The organism is Streptomyces sp. NPDC088553 (assembly GCF_044752965.1).
Lineage (GTDB): Bacteria > Actinomycetota > Actinomycetes > Streptomycetales > Streptomycetaceae > Streptomyces.
On record NZ_JBIVMG010000016.1, the window covers coordinates 134,094 to 150,100 of the forward strand.

11 protein-coding genes and 1 riboswitch are annotated in these 16,007 nt (G+C 71.6%); of the genes, 8 read left to right on the forward strand and 3 right to left on the reverse strand.

What is annotated here, in order from left to right; genetic code table 11:
* Positions 1-148: 148 nt before the first annotated feature.
* The 5 genes from ACIP8Z_RS36510 to ACIP8Z_RS36530 all read left to right on the forward strand — a co-directional run bounded on the left by ACIP8Z_RS36510 (position 149) and on the right by ACIP8Z_RS36530 (position 6,546).
* A complete protein-coding gene (locus ACIP8Z_RS36510; protein WP_319320577.1) occupies positions 149-2,266 on the forward strand; it encodes a DNA topoisomerase IV subunit B in 2,118 nt (705 codons plus the stop codon).
* 97 nt (positions 2,267-2,363) lie between these two features.
* Positions 2,364-3,578: a sensor histidine kinase gene (locus ACIP8Z_RS36515; RefSeq protein WP_402091106.1), complete on the forward strand. Its 1,215-nt coding sequence runs from the start codon at positions 2,364-2,366 to the stop codon at positions 3,576-3,578.
* Positions 3,575-4,372, forward strand: a complete 798-nt coding sequence (locus tag ACIP8Z_RS36520; protein ID WP_402091108.1) for a response regulator — start codon at positions 3,575-3,577, stop codon at positions 4,370-4,372. Before ACIP8Z_RS36515 ends, ACIP8Z_RS36520 begins: the two co-directional genes overlap by 4 nt.
* Before the next feature lie 99 nt (positions 4,373-4,471).
* Positions 4,472-4,957, forward strand: a complete 486-nt coding sequence (locus tag ACIP8Z_RS36525) for a DUF485 domain-containing protein (protein ID WP_402091110.1) — start codon at positions 4,472-4,474, stop codon at positions 4,955-4,957.
* The gene (locus ACIP8Z_RS36530; protein ID WP_402091111.1) at positions 4,954-6,546 is read left to right on the forward strand and encodes a cation acetate symporter; all 1,593 of its coding nucleotides are present in this window, start codon (positions 4,954-4,956) and stop codon (positions 6,544-6,546) included. Before ACIP8Z_RS36525 ends, ACIP8Z_RS36530 begins: the two co-directional genes overlap by 4 nt.
* A 12-nt stretch (positions 6,547-6,558) precedes the next feature.
* On the opposite strand, the gene ACIP8Z_RS36535 is transcribed toward ACIP8Z_RS36530, so the two are convergent.
* Positions 6,559-7,248 carry a response regulator gene (locus ACIP8Z_RS36535; RefSeq protein ID WP_402091113.1) on the reverse strand — a complete coding sequence of 230 codons (690 nt, stop codon included), beginning with the start codon at positions 7,246-7,248 and terminating at the stop codon, positions 6,559-6,561.
* Entirely contained in the window at positions 7,245-9,032 is a 1,788-nt protein-coding gene (locus tag ACIP8Z_RS36540) for an ATP-binding protein (protein WP_402091115.1), read from the reverse strand. The genes ACIP8Z_RS36535 and ACIP8Z_RS36540 overlap by 4 nt, the downstream gene beginning before the upstream one ends.
* Before the next feature lie 121 nt (positions 9,033-9,153).
* Here ACIP8Z_RS36540 and ACIP8Z_RS36545 point away from each other — a divergent pair, with 121 nt between their 5' ends.
* Positions 9,154-10,215, forward strand: coding sequence for a CobW family GTP-binding protein (locus tag ACIP8Z_RS36545; protein WP_402091117.1), 1,062 nt, complete (start codon positions 9,154-9,156; stop codon positions 10,213-10,215).
* A gap of 20 nt (positions 10,216-10,235) precedes the next feature.
* Here the strand turns inward: ACIP8Z_RS36545 and ACIP8Z_RS36550 are convergent, their stop codons facing one another.
* The gene (locus tag ACIP8Z_RS36550; RefSeq protein ID WP_402091119.1) at positions 10,236-12,695 is read right to left on the reverse strand and encodes a DNA topoisomerase (ATP-hydrolyzing) subunit A; all 2,460 of its coding nucleotides are present in this window, start codon (positions 12,693-12,695) and stop codon (positions 10,236-10,238) included.
* Positions 12,696-12,876: 181 nt separating this feature from the next.
* Between ACIP8Z_RS36550 and ACIP8Z_RS36555 the strand changes: the two genes are divergently transcribed.
* Positions 12,877-14,235, forward strand: coding sequence for a M16 family metallopeptidase (locus tag ACIP8Z_RS36555; protein ID WP_402091121.1), 1,359 nt, complete (start codon positions 12,877-12,879; stop codon positions 14,233-14,235).
* 26 nt (positions 14,236-14,261) lie between these two features.
* Positions 14,262-15,629 carry a M16 family metallopeptidase gene (locus ACIP8Z_RS36560; protein WP_402091161.1) on the forward strand — a complete coding sequence of 456 codons (1,368 nt, stop codon included), beginning with the start codon at positions 14,262-14,264 and terminating at the stop codon, positions 15,627-15,629.
* Between the two features lie 200 nt (positions 15,630-15,829).
* Positions 15,830-15,995, forward strand: a riboswitch (cyclic di-AMP (ydaO/yuaA leader).
* The last annotated feature ends 12 nt before the right edge of the window (positions 15,996-16,007 follow it).

The window sequence follows — 16,007 nt, forward strand, 5'->3', positions numbered from 1 at the left end:
AACATCCATGCGACGCTGGACTAGCATGAGGAATCGGGGAGGGTGGCGTAACAACGGCTCTACCAGGCATCGGTACCCTCTGACGGGTGACCGACGCCGGGCCTTACCCCTCTGGGCCAGATTTCAAATTCAGCGAGGAGCGAACCGCGTGACCGCCGAAACGTCCGTGCCGTCCAGTGCGCTGCTGACCGCAGACCGTGACGCTTCCAACTACACCGCGCGGCACCTGCTCGTACTCGAAGGGCTCGAAGCGGTCCGCAAGCGCCCCGGTATGTACATCGGGTCCACCGACAGCCGCGGCCTGATGCACTGCATCTGGGAGATCATCGACAACTCCGTCGACGAGGCCCTCGGGGGCTACTGCGACCACATCGAGGTCGTCCTCCACGACGACGGCTCCGTCGAGGTCCAGGACAACGGCCGGGGCATCCCGGTCGACGTGGAGCCGAAGACCGGACTCTCCGGAGTCGAGGTCGTGATGACCAAGCTGCACGCCGGCGGAAAGTTCGGCGGCGGATCGTACGCCGCGTCCGGCGGTCTGCACGGCGTCGGCGCCTCCGTGGTCAACGCCCTGTCGGCCCGCCTCGACGTCGAGGTCGACCGGAACAGCGCCACGCACACGATCAGCTTCCGCCGGGGTGTGCCGGGCATCTTCACGGAGCAGGGCCCCGACAGCCCCTTCGATCCGGGCAACGGCCTGCGCAAGGGCAAGCGCGTGCCCAAGACCCGCACCGGCACGCGCGTGCGCTACTGGGCGGACCGGCAGATCTTCCTCAAGGACGCCAAGCTCTCCCTGGAGACGCTGCACCAGCGCGCCCGGCAGACCGCCTTCCTCGTGCCCGGCCTCACCATCGTCGTCCGCGACGAGCGGGACCTGGCGGGGGTCGGCAAGAGCGAGGAGACCTTCCGCTTCGACGGCGGCATCAGCGAGTTCTGCGAGTACCTCGCGCAGGACAAGGCCGTCTGCGACATCCAGCGCCTCACCGGCCAGGGCACCTTCAAGGAGACCGTCCCGGTCCTCGACGAGCGTGGCCACATGACCCCGACCGAGGTCACCCGTGAGCTCGCCGTCGACGTCGCCCTGCGCTGGGGCACCGGCTACGACAGCACGGTCAAGTCCTTCGTCAACATCATCGCGACGCCCAAGGGCGGCACCCACGTCTCGGGCTTCGAGCAGGCCGTCACCAAGACGGTGAACGAGGTGCTGCGCTCCTCGAAGATGCTGCGCGTGGCCGAGGACGACATCGTCAAGGACGACGCCCTGGAGGGGCTCACGGCCGTCGTGACGGTCCGCCTCGCCGAGCCGCAGTTCGAGGGACAGACCAAGGAGGTCCTCGGTACGTCCGCGGCCCGCCGGATCGTGGCGAACGTGGTCGCGAAGGAGCTCAAGGCCTTCCTCACCTCGACCAAGCGGGACGCCAAGGCGCAGGCCCGTGCCGTTCTGGACAAGGCCGTCGCCGCCGCCCGGACGCGCATCGCCGCCCGCCAGCACAAGGAGGCGCAGCGCAGGAAGACCGCGCTGGAGTCCTCCTCGCTGCCGGCGAAGCTGGCCGACTGCCGCAGCGACGACGTGGAGCGCAGTGAGCTCTTCATCGTCGAGGGCGACTCGGCCCTCGGTACGGCCAAGCTCGCCCGCAACAGCGAGTTCCAGGCCCTGCTGCCGATCCGCGGCAAGATTCTCAACGTCCAGAAGTCGTCCGTCTCGGACATGCTGAAGAACGCCGAGTGCGGGGCGATCATCCAGGTCATAGGAGCGGGCTCGGGCCGCACCTTCGACATCGACGCGGCCCGCTACGGGAAGATCGTCCTCCTGGTCGACGCCGACGTCGACGGCGCCCACATCCGTTGTCTGCTGCTGACGCTCTTCCAGCGCTACATGCGGCCGATGGTCGAGGCCGGGCGGGTCTTCGCCGCCGTGCCCCCGCTGCACCGGATCGAGCTCGTCCAGCCCAAGAAGGGCCAGGACAAGTACGTCTACACGTACTCGGACAACGAGCTGCGCCAGACCCTGCTGGAGTACCAGCGCAAGGGGGTCCGCTACAAGGACTCCATCCAGCGCTACAAGGGTCTGGGCGAGATGGACGCCGACCAGCTCGCGGAGACCACGATGGACCCGCGCCACCGCACCCTGCGCCGGATCAACATCGGCGACCTGGACGCGTCGGAGCAGGTCTTCGACCTCCTCATGGGCAACGACGTGGCGCCCCGCAAGGAGTTCATCACCGGCTCCGCGGCGACCCTCGACCGGTCGCGCATCGACGCCTGAGCTGCTCCACCCCTGGGTGGAGCCACACGCTCCACCCAGGGGCCGATCACACGGCCTTCGACTCTCCGTAGCATCGATGTGACGGAGGGGGACAGGCATGAACGAGAAGCGCCAGCGGGCGGACACGAGGACCGGCACGGCCCAGGAAGGCTCCTGGAACTCCTGGCCCTCGCGGGAGGCGCTCACTCGCCAGGGAGTGCCCCGGGGCCGGCTCGTCCTGGACTACAGCATGATCACGGCCCTGAGCGTCTGGGTGCTGGTCGGCTGCTACACCTCGGGAGGGTTCGACGGCTGGTACGCGCCGCTGCCTCCCCTCGGCTACGGGCTCTGTCTGGCGGCGGCGCTCGGCTATCACCACACGACCCTCGACCACCGGGCCGCGGCCTCGCTGGGGCTGCTCGGGGTGATAGCCCTGGGCGGCCTCGGGGCCTACACGGCGGGGGCGCCGACGTCCGCGACCGTGATGTGGATAGTCGTCTGCATCATGGCGATGGAGCGGCTGCCGCTGCCCTTCGGCCTGGCCACCGTGGCCGTGCTCGTCCCTGGCTTCGTGGAGGCGGACGAGACCGGGTTCCTGGGAGCCGGCCTCACGACCGGGACCGTGCTGCTCGCGGGCTACTCGCTCCGGCTGGACGCACAGGCTCGCGGGGCCGGATTCCAGCTGCTCGCCCAGGAGCGGCTCGCCCGGGAGGCCGAGGCCGCGTCGGCCGCGCTGGCCGAGAGAGCCAGGATCGCCCGCGAGATACACGACGTGCTCGCCCACAGCCTCTCCGCCCAGATGGTGCACCTGGAGGTCGCCCGGCTCCAGATCGAGGCCGGTGCGGACCGGAGCGAGATCCTCAAGCTCGTCACCTCGGCCCGCTCCATGGCCAGAGAGGGGCTCGCGGAGACCCGGCACGCGCTGTCGGCTTTGCGCGGAGACATGGTGCCCGTCGAGGAATACCTGCGGGAGCTGGCCCGGGAGGGCCGCGCCGAGGTGGATGTCAGCGGAGAGCGTCGGAACCTGCCGGCCGAGGCTTCCCAGGCGGTGAGACGGGTCGCGCAGGAGGCTCTGACGAACGTGCGCAAGCACGCCCCCGGCGCCCGGACCCGGATCCGGTTCGCCTACGAGGCCGATGAGATCTCCCTGGAGATATGTGACTCCGGGCCACCGCCCATGGCCGAGGGCGGGAGAGAGGGGCAAGGGCTGGGTTCGTCCGGATCCGGGTACGGACTGCTCGGGATGAGGGAGCGGGCCGAGCTGCTCGGCGGCAGTCTGGACGCGGGGCCGGACGGGCCGGGGTTCGCCGTGCGGCTGCGGGTGCCGGCATGAGCGCCGAAGAGAGGGCCGTGGGTCTGCCCCGGCCGGAGGACGTCGATTCCTGGGAGGGGGCTCGGGCGGTGCGGGTGGTGGTCGCCGACGATCAGGCCGTGGTGCGTGAGGGGATCGTGATGCTGCTTGGGCTGCTTGCCGGGGTCGAGGTCGTCGGGTCCGCCCGGGACGGGGAGGAAGCCGTCGCGCTGACGGCCGAACTCGCGCCCGACGTGGTCCTGATGGACCTGCGCATGCCGCGGTGCGACGGTGTCGAGGCCACCCGCCGGATCCGTGAGCGGCACCCCGGGACGGAGATCGTGGTGCTCACCACCTACGCCGACGACGACTCGCTGTTCCCGGCGCTGCGGGCCGGGGCGCGCGGGTACTTGACCAAGGACGCGGGCGGGGAGGAGATCGTACGGGCCCTGCGGGACGTGACCGACGGGCGGGCGGGACTTTCCCCCACGGTGCAGCGGCGGCTGCTGGAGCAGCTGTTGGAGCGGGGGGAGGGGCCCGGGCGGGCGGGGCCGGCGGGTGGGACCGGACCAGGGGCGGTGCATCCGGCGGTGACCGCCGCGCCCGTGGTCCCGGAGGCCGACGGGCTCACCGAGCGGGAGACGGAGGTGCTCGTGCTCGTCGCCGACGGGCTCTCCAACCAGGAGATCGCCGGACGGCTTCGGATCTCCACGGCGACCGTGAAGACCCATATCAACAATCTCTTCGCCAAGACGGGGGTGCGCGACCGGGCGCAGGCCGTGCGGTACGCATATCAGCACGGTCTGGTCAGGGCGCCTGGGCGGAGAGTCACCTGATGGGGTGAACAGCGGGAGGAGAAGAGTCCGGGATCTTCCCGCTCTGTCCATCCTTGGGCACGCGGCCGAAACGGTTCGCTTGACAAGGAGAGTTGGCCGGTGGTGCAGGTGGACAAGCAGGAGGGGCTCGACGCTACGGCGGTGCCCTTCGACGACCCCTGGTACGACGCGACGGCCACCGGCCGGGACGAGCGCGCGGGGGCCGGAGCTCCCGGTGACGGCCGCCCCGACGCGGTGCCGCGACAGCGGGTCCACAGCGCGGCGGAGATCTATCTGGAAGTGCAGCGGAGCCCTGCCTTCCAGGAGGTGCGCAGCCGCTACCGCCGGTTCGTCTTCCCGGCCGCCCTCGCGTTCCTCCTCTGGTACCTCGCCTACGTCGTGGCGGCGACCGCCGCTCCCGGACTCATGGCGCGGCCGGTCGTCGGGGTGGTGAACGTGGCGATGGTGGCGGGGCTCGGGCAGTTCCTCACCACCTTCCTGCTGACCTGGGCGTACGCGCGCCACGCGCGGCTGCGCCGGGACCGGGCCGCGCTCGACCTGCGCTGGGACACCCAGGAGATGACCCGAGGGGTGGCGCAGCCGTGACCGCGAACCACCAGACCCTGGCGCTCGTGCTGTTCAGCGTCTTCATCGCCGTCACCCTGGGGATCACGACCTGGGTGAGCCGCAACCGGCGAGGTTCGGCCGAGGAGTTCTACGCCGGGGGCAGGCTCTTCTCGCCCCTGGAGAACGGCTTCGCCATCGCCGGCGACTACATGTCCGCGGCCTCGTTCCTCGGCATCTCCGGGCTGATCGCCCTCTACGGCTACGACGGCATGCTGTACTCCGTCGGATTCCTGGTCGCCTGGCTGGTCGTGCTGCTGCTCGTGGCCGAACTGGTCCGCAACTGCGGGCGGTTCACCCTCGCCGACGTCGTCGCCGCGCGGATGGCCGAGCGCCCGGTGCGGATCGCCGCGGGCACGTCCTCGGTGGCCGTCTCCGTGCTGTACCTCGTGGCCCAGATGGTGGGAGCCGGAAGCCTGGTCGCGCTGCTGCTCGGCGGCACCAGCGAGGCGGCCCGCTCCTGGACGGTGATCGGCGTCGGCGCGCTGATGGTGATCTACGTGTCGCTCGGCGGCATGCGGGCCACCACCTGGATCCAGATCGTCAAGGCGGTCCTGCTCATGGCGGGCACGATCGCGCTCACCGTCCTCGTCCTGCTGCGGTTCCACGGCGATGTGAACAGCCTGCTCTCCACGGCCGCCGAACGCAGTGGCCACGGCCTGGACTTCCTCGCCCCCGGGCTCCGCTACGGCGGCGACTGGACGTCCCGCCTCGACTTCATCAGCCTCGGCCTCGCCCTGGTCCTCGGCACGGCGGGACTGCCCCACATCCTGTCGCGCTTCTACACCGTGCCGACCGCCCGGGCCGCCCGCCGCTCGGTCGTCTGGTCCATCGGGCTCATCGGCAGCTTCTACCTGATGACCATCGTGCTGGGCTTCGGCGCGGCCGCCCTGATCGGCCCCGACGAGGTCCGCGCGTCCAACGCGTCAGGGAACACCGCCGTACCGCTGCTCGCCCTCGACCTCGGCGGCGGCGCGGGCTCCACCGGCGGCACCGTGCTCTTCGCGATCGTCGCCGCCGTCGCCTTCGCGACCATCCTCGCCGTCGTCGCGGGGATCACCCTCGCCTCCTCGGCCTCCGTCGCCCACGACCTGTACGCCTCGCTGCGCCGCCGGCACGCGAAGCAGTACAGCGAGGTGACCGTGGCCCGGATCGCCGCCGCGGGGATCGGCGCGGCCGCGATCGGTCTGGGGCTGCTCGCCCGCGACCTCAACGTGGCCTTCCTCGTCGGGCTGGCCTTCGCGGTCGCGGCCTCCGCCAATTTGCCGGTGCTGCTCTACTCGCTGTTCTGGCGGAGGTTCACCACTCGGGGCGCGGTCTGGTCGGTGTACGGCGGTCTGATCCCGGCGGTGCTGCTCGTCCTCGTCTCGCCGGTGGTCTCCGGCAGTCCCGAATCGCTGTTCCCCGGTGTCGACTTCCGCCTCTTCCCGCTGCAGAACCCGGGAGCGGTCTCCATTCCGCTGGGCTTCCTCGCCGGGTGGATCGGGACCGTGACGTCGACCGAGCCGCCCGACGAGGCGCGGCACGCCGAGGCCGAGGTCCGGTCGCTGACCGGCGCCGGGGCCGCCTGACCCACCTGGGCATCAGCCGCCGGACGGCGAGGTCGCCCAGGCGTAGCGGTGTTCCGGGCGGCCCGTCTCGCCGTACCGGAGCGAGAGGTGGACCCTGCCGGTCCGTTCGAGGAGTTTGAGATAGCGCTGGGCGGTCTGGCGGCTGACGCCGGCCCGCTCGGCGATCTCCTGGGCGGACAGCGGCCCACCGGCGGCGAGCAGCACCTGGCGGACCAGCTCGGCCGTCGTGGGGGAGTGCCCCTTCGGCAGGTCCGGGGCCACGGAGCCCGCCGAAAGGACCCCGAAGATCCGGTCCACCTCTGCCTGCTCCGCCTCGCCCCCGCTCTCCAGGGCGCGGCGGAGCGTCGCGTACGCCTCCAGCTTGGCGCGCAGCCCGGCGAAGTTGAACGGCTTGACCAGGTACTGGAGGGCGCCGTGCCGCATCGCCGCCTGCACGGTGGCCACGTCCCGGGCCGCCGTCACCATGATCACGTCGCACTGGTGGCCACGCGCGCGGAGCTCCCGTACGGCGGCCAGCCCGTTCTCGTCGGGCAGGTAGTGGTCCAGGAGGATCAGGTCCACCGGCTGCTCGTCCAGGGCGGCGAGCGCCTCGGCGGTCGAGTGGGCGGTGGCGACGACGCGGAAGCCGGGCACCTTGGCGACGTAGGCCGCGTTGATCCGGGCGACCAGCATGTCGTCGTCGACGACCAGGACGTCGATCATCGGGCCTCCTCGGCGGGCCCCGGAGCCGCCCCCAGGACGCCGGCGTCCGGTGCGGGCTCCGCCCTCCGGAGGGCCGCGTCCGGTGTGGGCTCCAGCCTCCGGAGGGACGCGTCCGCTGCGGGCTCACGCCCCTGGACCGCCAGGTCCGGATCGGGCTCCGGCTCGGTCAGGGCGTCCGGAAGGACGATGGTGAACTCCGCGCCCCCGTCGAGCCCGTCGGCCACCCGCGCGGTGCCGCCCCGCCGCTCGGCGAGCCGGCGCACCAGGGCGAGACCGAGGCCGCGCTTTCCGTGCGACGGAAGCGCCTTCGTCGACCAGCCCTCCGTGAAGATCAGCTCGCGGCGCTCCTCGGGAACCCCCGGGCCGCTGTCCGTGACCCGCAGCACGACCGTCCGCCCCTCGGTGCGGAACGAGACGTCGATCAGGGCGCCCGGGGTGCCCGCGACGGCGTCCAGGGCGTTGTCGACCAGGTTGCCGACGACCGTGACCAGCTCGCGAGGGTCGACGAGCCGGTCCGGCAGCAGCGAGTCGGGGGCGAGCCGCAGCGAGGCGCCCCGCTCGGCGGCGACGGTCGCCTTGCCGACCAGGAGCGCCGCGAGGAGCGGGTCGTGGACCTTCTCCGTGACCTGCTCGGCGGTGGCCCGGTGCACGCCGACCACCTCGGTGACGAACTCGACCGCTTCCTCGTGCATCTCCAGCTCCAGGAGCCCCAGGAGGGTGTGCATCCGGTTGGCGTGCTCGTGGTCCTGGGCGCGCAGGGCGTCGATCAGGCCCCGGGTGGAGTCCAGCTCGCGCCCGAGCCGCTCCAGTTCGGTGCGGTCGCGGAGGGTCGCCACGGCGCCGCCGTCGTCCGTCGGCATCCGGTTGGCGATGAGCACCCGGTGCCCGCGGACGGTGAGCAGGTCCTCGCCCGTCACCCGGCCCGCCAGGACGTCGGCGGTACGGCCCCGGCCGAGGACCTCATCGAGCGGCCGGCCCGCCGCCTCGGGGCCGAGGCCCAGGAGCCGCTGCGCCTCGTCGTTCATGAGCCGGACGGAGCCGTTGCGGTCCAGGGCCACGACGCCCTCGCGGATGCCGTGCAGCATGGCCTCGCGTTCGGCGAGGAGCGCCGAGATGTCGGAGAAGGCCAGGTCGTGGGTCTGCCGCTGAAGACGCCGGGAGATCAGGTACGCGGCCAGGGCGCCGGCCGCGAGCGCCCCGCCGGCGTAGGCGAGGAGGCCCGGGATCGCGGCGAGGAGCCGGTCGCGGACGCTGTCGTACTCGATGCCGACCGAGACCGCTCCGACGATCCGCCCGTCCGCGTCCCGCAGCGGCGTCTTGCCGCGAGCCGAGCGGCCCAGGGTGCCGCTGTCGATCTCCATCACCTCGCGCCCGGCGAGGACGTCGGTCGGATCGGTGGAGACGCGCCTGCCGATCTCGGCGGGGTCGGTGTGCGACCAGCGCACCCCGCGCGTGTCCATGACGACGACGTACTCGGCGCCCGTGGAGGTCCGGATCCGCTCGGCCTCCGTCTGCACCGGCCCCCGCGCCGACGGCGGGGTACCGGTCAGGTCCGCGGCCAGCCGGGGTGACGCCGTGGTCCCCGCGATGGCCAGGGCGCGCCGCATCGCCTCGTCGTCCAGCTGGGCGCTGAGCGGGGCCAGGAAGAGCCCGGTGGCGAGGACGGTCACACCGGTCGCGATGGCCAGCTGCATGAGCAGGACCTGCGAGAACACCCGCTGCGGCCAGCCGAACCGCCGACGGCGCGCACGCGGGCGCGGGGGGCTGGTCTGTGCGGGGCTCATGCCGGAAACGGTAAGGGGCCACGCCCCGGGACCGGAAATGGCGTCGGCGCGGGTGTCCGTGCGGAAACCTATTCTGGTGGTCCCACAGCCGTGGGACCTGAAGGAACCGGAGGTACGTCCCTTGACCACGCAGCAGATCCCCGTCGTCGTCCTGGCCGGGTTTCTCGGCGCCGGGAAGACCACGCTCCTCAACCATCTGCTGCGCAGCTCCCGGGGGACCCGTATCGGCGTCATGGTCAACGACTTCGGCGACATCGGCATCGACGCGATGAGGATCGCCGGGCAGGTCGGCTCCACCGTCTCCCTCGGCAACGGCTGCCTGTGCTGCGCGGTCGACGCGAGCGAGCTCGACGAGTACCTGGAGGTCCTCACCCGCCCCGAGTCGCGGCTCGACGTGATCGTGATCGAGGCGAGCGGCCTCGCCGAACCGCAGGAACTGGTCCGGATGGTCCTCGCCAGCGAGAACGAGCGGATCGTGTACGGCGGGCTCGTCCAGGTCGTCGACGCGGCCGAGTTCTCCGCGACCCGCGAGCGGCACCCCGAGACCGACCGGCATCTGCCGATCGCCGACCTCGTGGTCGTGAACAAGACCGACCGGGTCTCCGGGGCCGAGCTGCTCGCCGTTCACGAGACGGTGGCGGGCCTCGCAGGGAAGGCCGTGGTCGTCGACGCCACGCACGGGCGGATCGACCCGGAGCTGCTCTTCGACCGGGTGGTCCCCGAGGGGGAGATCGAGGGCCAGATGTCGATCGAGGACATCCTGTACGGGGAGGAGGACCGCGACGGCGACCCGCGGGCCCACACCCACACGTCCTACGAGAGCGTCTCCCTGACCGCTGCCACCCCGCTCCACCCGCGTCGGCTGATGGCCTTCCTCGACGCGCGGCCCGAGGGGCTCTACCGGATCAAGGGCTTCGTCGACTTCGGCGCCGCCGACCCGGACAACCGCTACGTCGTGCACGCGGTCGGCCGGTTCCTGCGCTTCTACCCCGAGCGATGGCCCGGGGGCGAGGAGCGGCTCACCCAGCTCGTTCTGATCGGCTCCGGCGTCGACGCGTCCGGTCTGCGCAAGGAACTCGCGGAGTGCGAGCAGAACGGGCCGCAGGACGCCCCCGACGAGCACAGCATGTGGGGCGTCCTGCGGTACGTGCAGCGGACGGGGGAGGAGCCGGAGGCGCCGTAGGACGCCTCCGGTCGGCCCGGCTAGACGGCCGGGCTCGCCACCACGTCCACCGGGTGGGCCAGCGGGGTGCCCGAGCCGTCGCGGCGGGGGTCGACCTCCGGGAGTTCCACCGGGGCGCCCGACTTCTGGGCTGCGCGGGCCGGGGTCGTACCCGCCCAGGCCAGGATCAGGACGTCCTCGCCCTTCAGGAAGCGCTGGCAGCGGACGCCGCCCGTCGCGCGGCCCTTGCGCGGGTACTGGTCGAAGGGCGTCACCTTCGCCGACGTACCCGCCGAGGAGTCGAGCGTGCCCGTGGAGCCCGCGACGGTGAAGACGACGGCCTCCGCCGCCGGGTCGACCGCCGTGAACGAGATCACGTCGGCGCCGTCCGTCAGCTTGATGCCCGCCATGCCGCCCGCCGGCCGGCCCTGGGGCCGTACCTGCGCGGCCGGGTAGCGCAGGAGCTGGGCGTCGGAGGTGATGAAGACCAGGTCCTCCTCGCCCGTCCGCAGCTCGGTCGCGCCGACGATCCGGTCGCCCTCCTTGAGGGTGATGACCTCCAGCTCGTCCTTGTTCGCCGGATAGTCCGGGACCACGCGCTTCACCACGCCCTGGAGCGTGCCCAGGGCGAGCCCCGGCGAGCCCTCGTCGAGCGTGGTCAGGCAGACCACGGTCTCGTCCGCTTCGAGCGACAGGAACTCGGACAGCGGGGCGCCGCCCGACAGGTTCGGCGCGGACGCGGTGTCCGGGAGCTGCGGCAGGTCGATCACCGCGATCCGGAGCAGCCGGCCGGCCGAGGTCACCGCGCCGATGTCACCGCGCTGGGTGGCGGCCACCGACGACAGAATCACGTCGTGCTTGACGCGGGTGGCGTCCGGGTCCACCGGGGGCAGCTCCGCCGTCGCCGTACGGGCGAGCAGTCCCGTCGAGGAGAGCAGCACACGGCACGGGTCGTCCGCGACCTCCAGGGAGACGGCCGCGACGGGCGCGCCCGCCGACTCCAGCAGGACCGTGCGCCGGTCCGTGGCGAACTTCTTCGCGACCGCGGCCAGTTCCGCCGAGACCAGCTTGCGGAGCTCCGCGTCGGAGTCGAGGATCCCGGTCAGCTCGTCGATCTCGCCGTTGAGCCGGTCCTGCTCGGTCTCCAGCTCGATCCGGTCGAACTTGGTGAGGCGGCGCAGCGGGGTGTCCAGGATGTACTGCGTCTGGATCTCGCTGAGCGAGAAGCGCTCGATCAGGCGCTCCTTGGCCTGCGCCGAGTTCTCGCTCTCCCGGATCAGCCGGATGACCTCGTCGATGTCGAGCAGGGCGACGAGCAGGCCCTCCACCAGGTGGAGCCGGTCCCGCTTCTTGGTGCGGCGGAACTCGGAGCGGCGCCGGACGACCTCGAAGCGGTGGTCGAGGTAGACCTCCAGGAGCTCCTTGAGGCCGAGCGTCAGCGGCTGGCCGTCCACCAGCGCCACGTTGTTGATGCCGAAGGACTCCTCCATCGGCGTCAGCTTGTAGAGCTGCTCCAGGACGGCCTCGGGCACGAAGCCGTTCTTGATCTCGATGACCAGGCGCAGGCCGTGGTTGCGGTCGGTCAGGTCCTTGACGTCCGCGATGCCCTGGAGCTTCTTGGAACCGACCAGGTCCTTGATCTTGGAGATGACCTTCTCGGGGCCGACCGTGAACGGCAGCTCGGTCACGACGATGCCCTTGCGGCGCGCCGTCACCGTCTCCACGCTCGTCGTGGCGCGGATCTTGAACGAGCCGCGGCCCGACTCGTACGCGTCCTTGATGCCGGACAGACCGACGATCCGGCCGCCGGTCGGCAGGTCGGGGCCGGGCACGAAACGCATCAGCGTCTCGAGGTCGGCGCCCGGGTGGCGGATCAGGTGGCGGGCGGCCGCGATCACCTCGCCGAGGTTGTGCGGGGGCATGTTGGTCGCCATGCCGACCGCGATGCCCGACGCGCCGTTGACCAGCAGGTTCGGGTAGGCGGCGGGCAGTGCCACCGGCTCCTGCTCCTGGCCGTCGTAGTTCGGCGAGAAGTCGACCGTGTCCTCGTCGATGGACTCGGTCATGAGCAGCGCGGCCGGGGCCATCCGGGACTCGGTGTACCGCATGGCGGCGGGCGGGTCGTCGTTGCCCAGGGAACCGAAGTTGCCGTGGCCGTCGACCAGGGGGAGACGCATGGAGAAGGGCTGCGCCATGCGGACCATGGCGTCGTAGATCGACGCGTCGCCGTGCGGGTGGAGCTTGCCCATCACCTCGCCGACGACGCGGGCGCACTTGACGAAGCCCCGGTCCGGCCGGAGCCCCATCTCGTTCATCTGGAAAACGATGCGTCGTTGGACGGGCTTCATGCCGTCACGGGCGTCCGGGAGGGCACGCGAGTAGATCACCGAGTACGCGTACTCGAGGAAGGAGCCCTGCATCTCGTCGACAACGTCGATGTCGAGGATTCGCTCCTCGAACGCGTCGTCCGGCGGCGGTGTCTTCGTGCTGCGGCGGGCCATCGCGGCTGCGGCTCCTTCACCAACAAGGTTGATCTGACGCGGACCATTGTGGACCGTGCCACCGACAACGCCGACCGCGACCCGGAAGAGGGACATCTCCGGGGGGCGGGAACTTCGCCAGGTGTCGGCGCGCTTGCATACAGTGGCAGGACTTTTTCACATCGCGATCGAAGGGACGTACATGCCCATGGGTCACACGGCCACGGCCGAGGCCGGCTCCGGCGGCCTGACAGCGACCGAGCACCGGTTGGCGAACGGCCTGCGCGTGGTGCTCTCGGAGGACCACCTGACCCCGGTCGCCGCGGTCTGCCTCTGGTACGACGTCGGCTCGCGGCACGAGGTCCCGGGCCGCACGGGCCTCGCCCACCTCTTCGAGCACCTGATGTTCCAGGGCTCGAAGCAGGTCCACGGCAACGGCCACTTCGAGCTCGTGCAGGGCGCGGGCGGCTCGCTCAACGGCACGACGAGCTTCGAGCGCACCAACTACTTCGAGACCATGCCCACGCACCAGCTGGAGCTCGCGCTCTGGCTGGAGGCCGACCGCATGGGCTCGCTGCTCGCCGCCCTGGACGACGAGTCCATGGAGAACCAGCGGGACGTCGTCAAGAACGAGCGCCGCCAGCGCTACGACAACGTGCCGTACGGAACGGCCTTCGAGAAGCTGACCGCCCTGGCCTACCCGGAGGGGCACCCGTACCACCACACGCCGATCGGGTCGATGGCCGACCTGGACGCGGCCACCCTGGAGGACGCGCGGAACTTCTTCCGCACGTACTACGCCCCGAACAACGCCGTGCTGTCGGTCGTCGGCGACATCGACCCGGAGCAGACGCTCGCCTGGGTCGAGAAGTACTTCGGCTCCATCCCCGGCCACGACGGCAAGCCCGCACCGCGCTCCGGCGACCTGCCCGAGATCATCGGCGAGCAGCTGCGCGAGGTCGTCGAGGAGGAGGTCCCGGCCCGCGCGCTGATGGCCGCCTACCGGCTGCCGCACGACGGCACGCGCGCGTGCGACGCCGCCGACCTGGCCCTGACGGTCCTCGGCGGCGGTGAGTCCTCCCGGCTGCACAACCGCCTGGTCCGCCGCGACCGTACGGCCGTCGCCGCCGGCTTCGGCATGCTGCGGCTCGCCGGCGCGCCCTCGCTCGGCTGGCTGGACGTCAAGACCTCCGGCGGGGTCGAGGTCCCGCAGATCGAGGCGGCCGTCGACGAGGAGCTCGCCCGGTTCGCCGCCGAGGGCCCCACGCCCGAGGAGATGGAGCGCGCGCAGGCCCAGCTGGAGCGCGAGTGGCTCGACCGGCTCGGCACCGTCGCGGGCCGCGCCGACGAACTGTGCCGGTTCGCCGTGCTGTTCGGCGACCCGCAGCTGGCGCTGACCGCCGTCGACCGCGTCCTGGCGATCACCGCCGACGAGGTGCGGGAGGTCGCCGCGGCCACGCTGCGCCCCGACAACCGCGCGGTGCTGGTCTACGAGCCCCTGGCGGCCGAACAGAGCGAGAACGCCGACGGCGACGACGAGGAAGAGGGAGCGGACCAGTGACCGACGCCGCCGCGTCTTTGACGAGCATGGACTTCCACCCGCAGCCGACGCCCGGCGTCGCCCGGCCCTGGGCCTTCCCGGCCCCGGACCGCGGCGCCCTGGACAACGGCCTGACGGTGCTCACCAGTCACCGCCCCGGCCAGCAGGTCGTGGCCGTGGAGATCTTCCTGCCGGCCCCGCTGGACGCCGAGCCCGCCGGTCTCGACGGTGTCGCCACCATCATGGCCCGCGCGCTCTTCGAGGGCACGGACCAGCAGAGCGCCGAGGAGTTCGCGGCCGAGCTGGAGCGCTGCGGCGCCACGCTCGACGCGCACGCCGACCACCCCGGCGTACGGGTCTCCCTGGAGGTTCCCGTCTCCCGGCTGCCCAAGGCGCTCGGTCTGGTCTCCGAGGCCCTGATCGCCCCGGCGTTCCTCGAGACCGAGGTCGAGCGCCTGGTGCGCAACCGCCTCGACGAGATCCCGCACGAGACGGCCAACCCGTCCCGCCGCGCCGCCAAGCAGCTCTCCAAGGAGCTGTTCCCGGCCGAGGCCCGGATGTCCCGGCCGCGCCAGGGCACCGAGGAGACCGTCGAGGCGATCGACGCCGCCGCGGTCCGCGCCTTCTACGAGGCGCACGTCCGGCCCGCCACGGCCACCGCCGTGGTCGTCGGCGACCTCACCGGTGTCGACCTGGACAAGGTCCTCGCCGAGACCCTGGGCGCCTGGACCGGCGAGCCGGCCGAGCCGCTCCCGATGCCGCCGATCACCGCCGACGACACCGGACGGGTCGTCATCGTGGACCGTCCCGGCGCCGTCCAGACCCAGTTGCTGATCGGCCGGGTCGGACCCGACCGCCACGACAGCGTCTGGCCGGCCCAGGTCCTGGGCACGTACTGCCTCGGCGGCACCCTCACCTCGCGGCTCGACCGGGTCCTGCGCGAGGAGAAGGGCTACACGTACGGCGTGCGCGCCTTCGGGCAGGTGCTCCGCTCGGACGGCCGGGGGAACGGCGCCTCGATGCTCGCCATCAGCGGTTCCGTCGACACGCCCAACACCGGTCCGGCGCTCGACGACCTGTGGAAGGTGCTGCGGACGCTGGCCGCGGAGGGCCTCACCGACGCCGAGCGGGAGACGGCCGTGCAGAACCTGGTGGGGGTCGCGCCGCTCAAGTACGAGACCGCCGCCTCCGTCGCCGGGACGCTCTCCGACCAGGTGGAGCAGCACCTCCCGGACGACTACCAGGCCCAGTTGTACGCCCGGCTGGCCGAGACCGGGACGGTCGAGGCGACCGCGGCCGTGGTCAGCGCCTTCCCCGTGGACCGGCTCGTCACCGTGCTCGTCGGCGACGCGGCGCAGATCGCGGAGCCGGTGCGCGCGCTCGGGATCGGTGAAGTGACCGTCGTGACCGGCTGATTCACGCCGCCGACACGGCAAAGGAGGGCCCCGACGGCATAGTTCGTCGGGGTCCTCCCCTTTGTCCGTATTTTGATCAAGGATGGTTGTATGCCCTGTGGCATGTCTTACAAAATGTGTGTCCGGTTGGTGATTGGAAGACGATCCGCATAGCGTCGGTGCGTCTGTTCGTCAGTTGCACGTGCCGCACCCGCGGCATCGGACAGACATCGCCGAGTCCCCGTCAGGCGCGAGCCTGGGGAGCCGGGGACCCACACGTAGTCCCTGGGGTGAATCGGGCGCCTTCGTCTCGTACGGAGGGGCTCGTAGGAGACCTTCCTGCTCCGAACCCGTCAGCTAACCCGGTAGGCGAGAGGGAAGGAAAGGATCAGCCCCTAC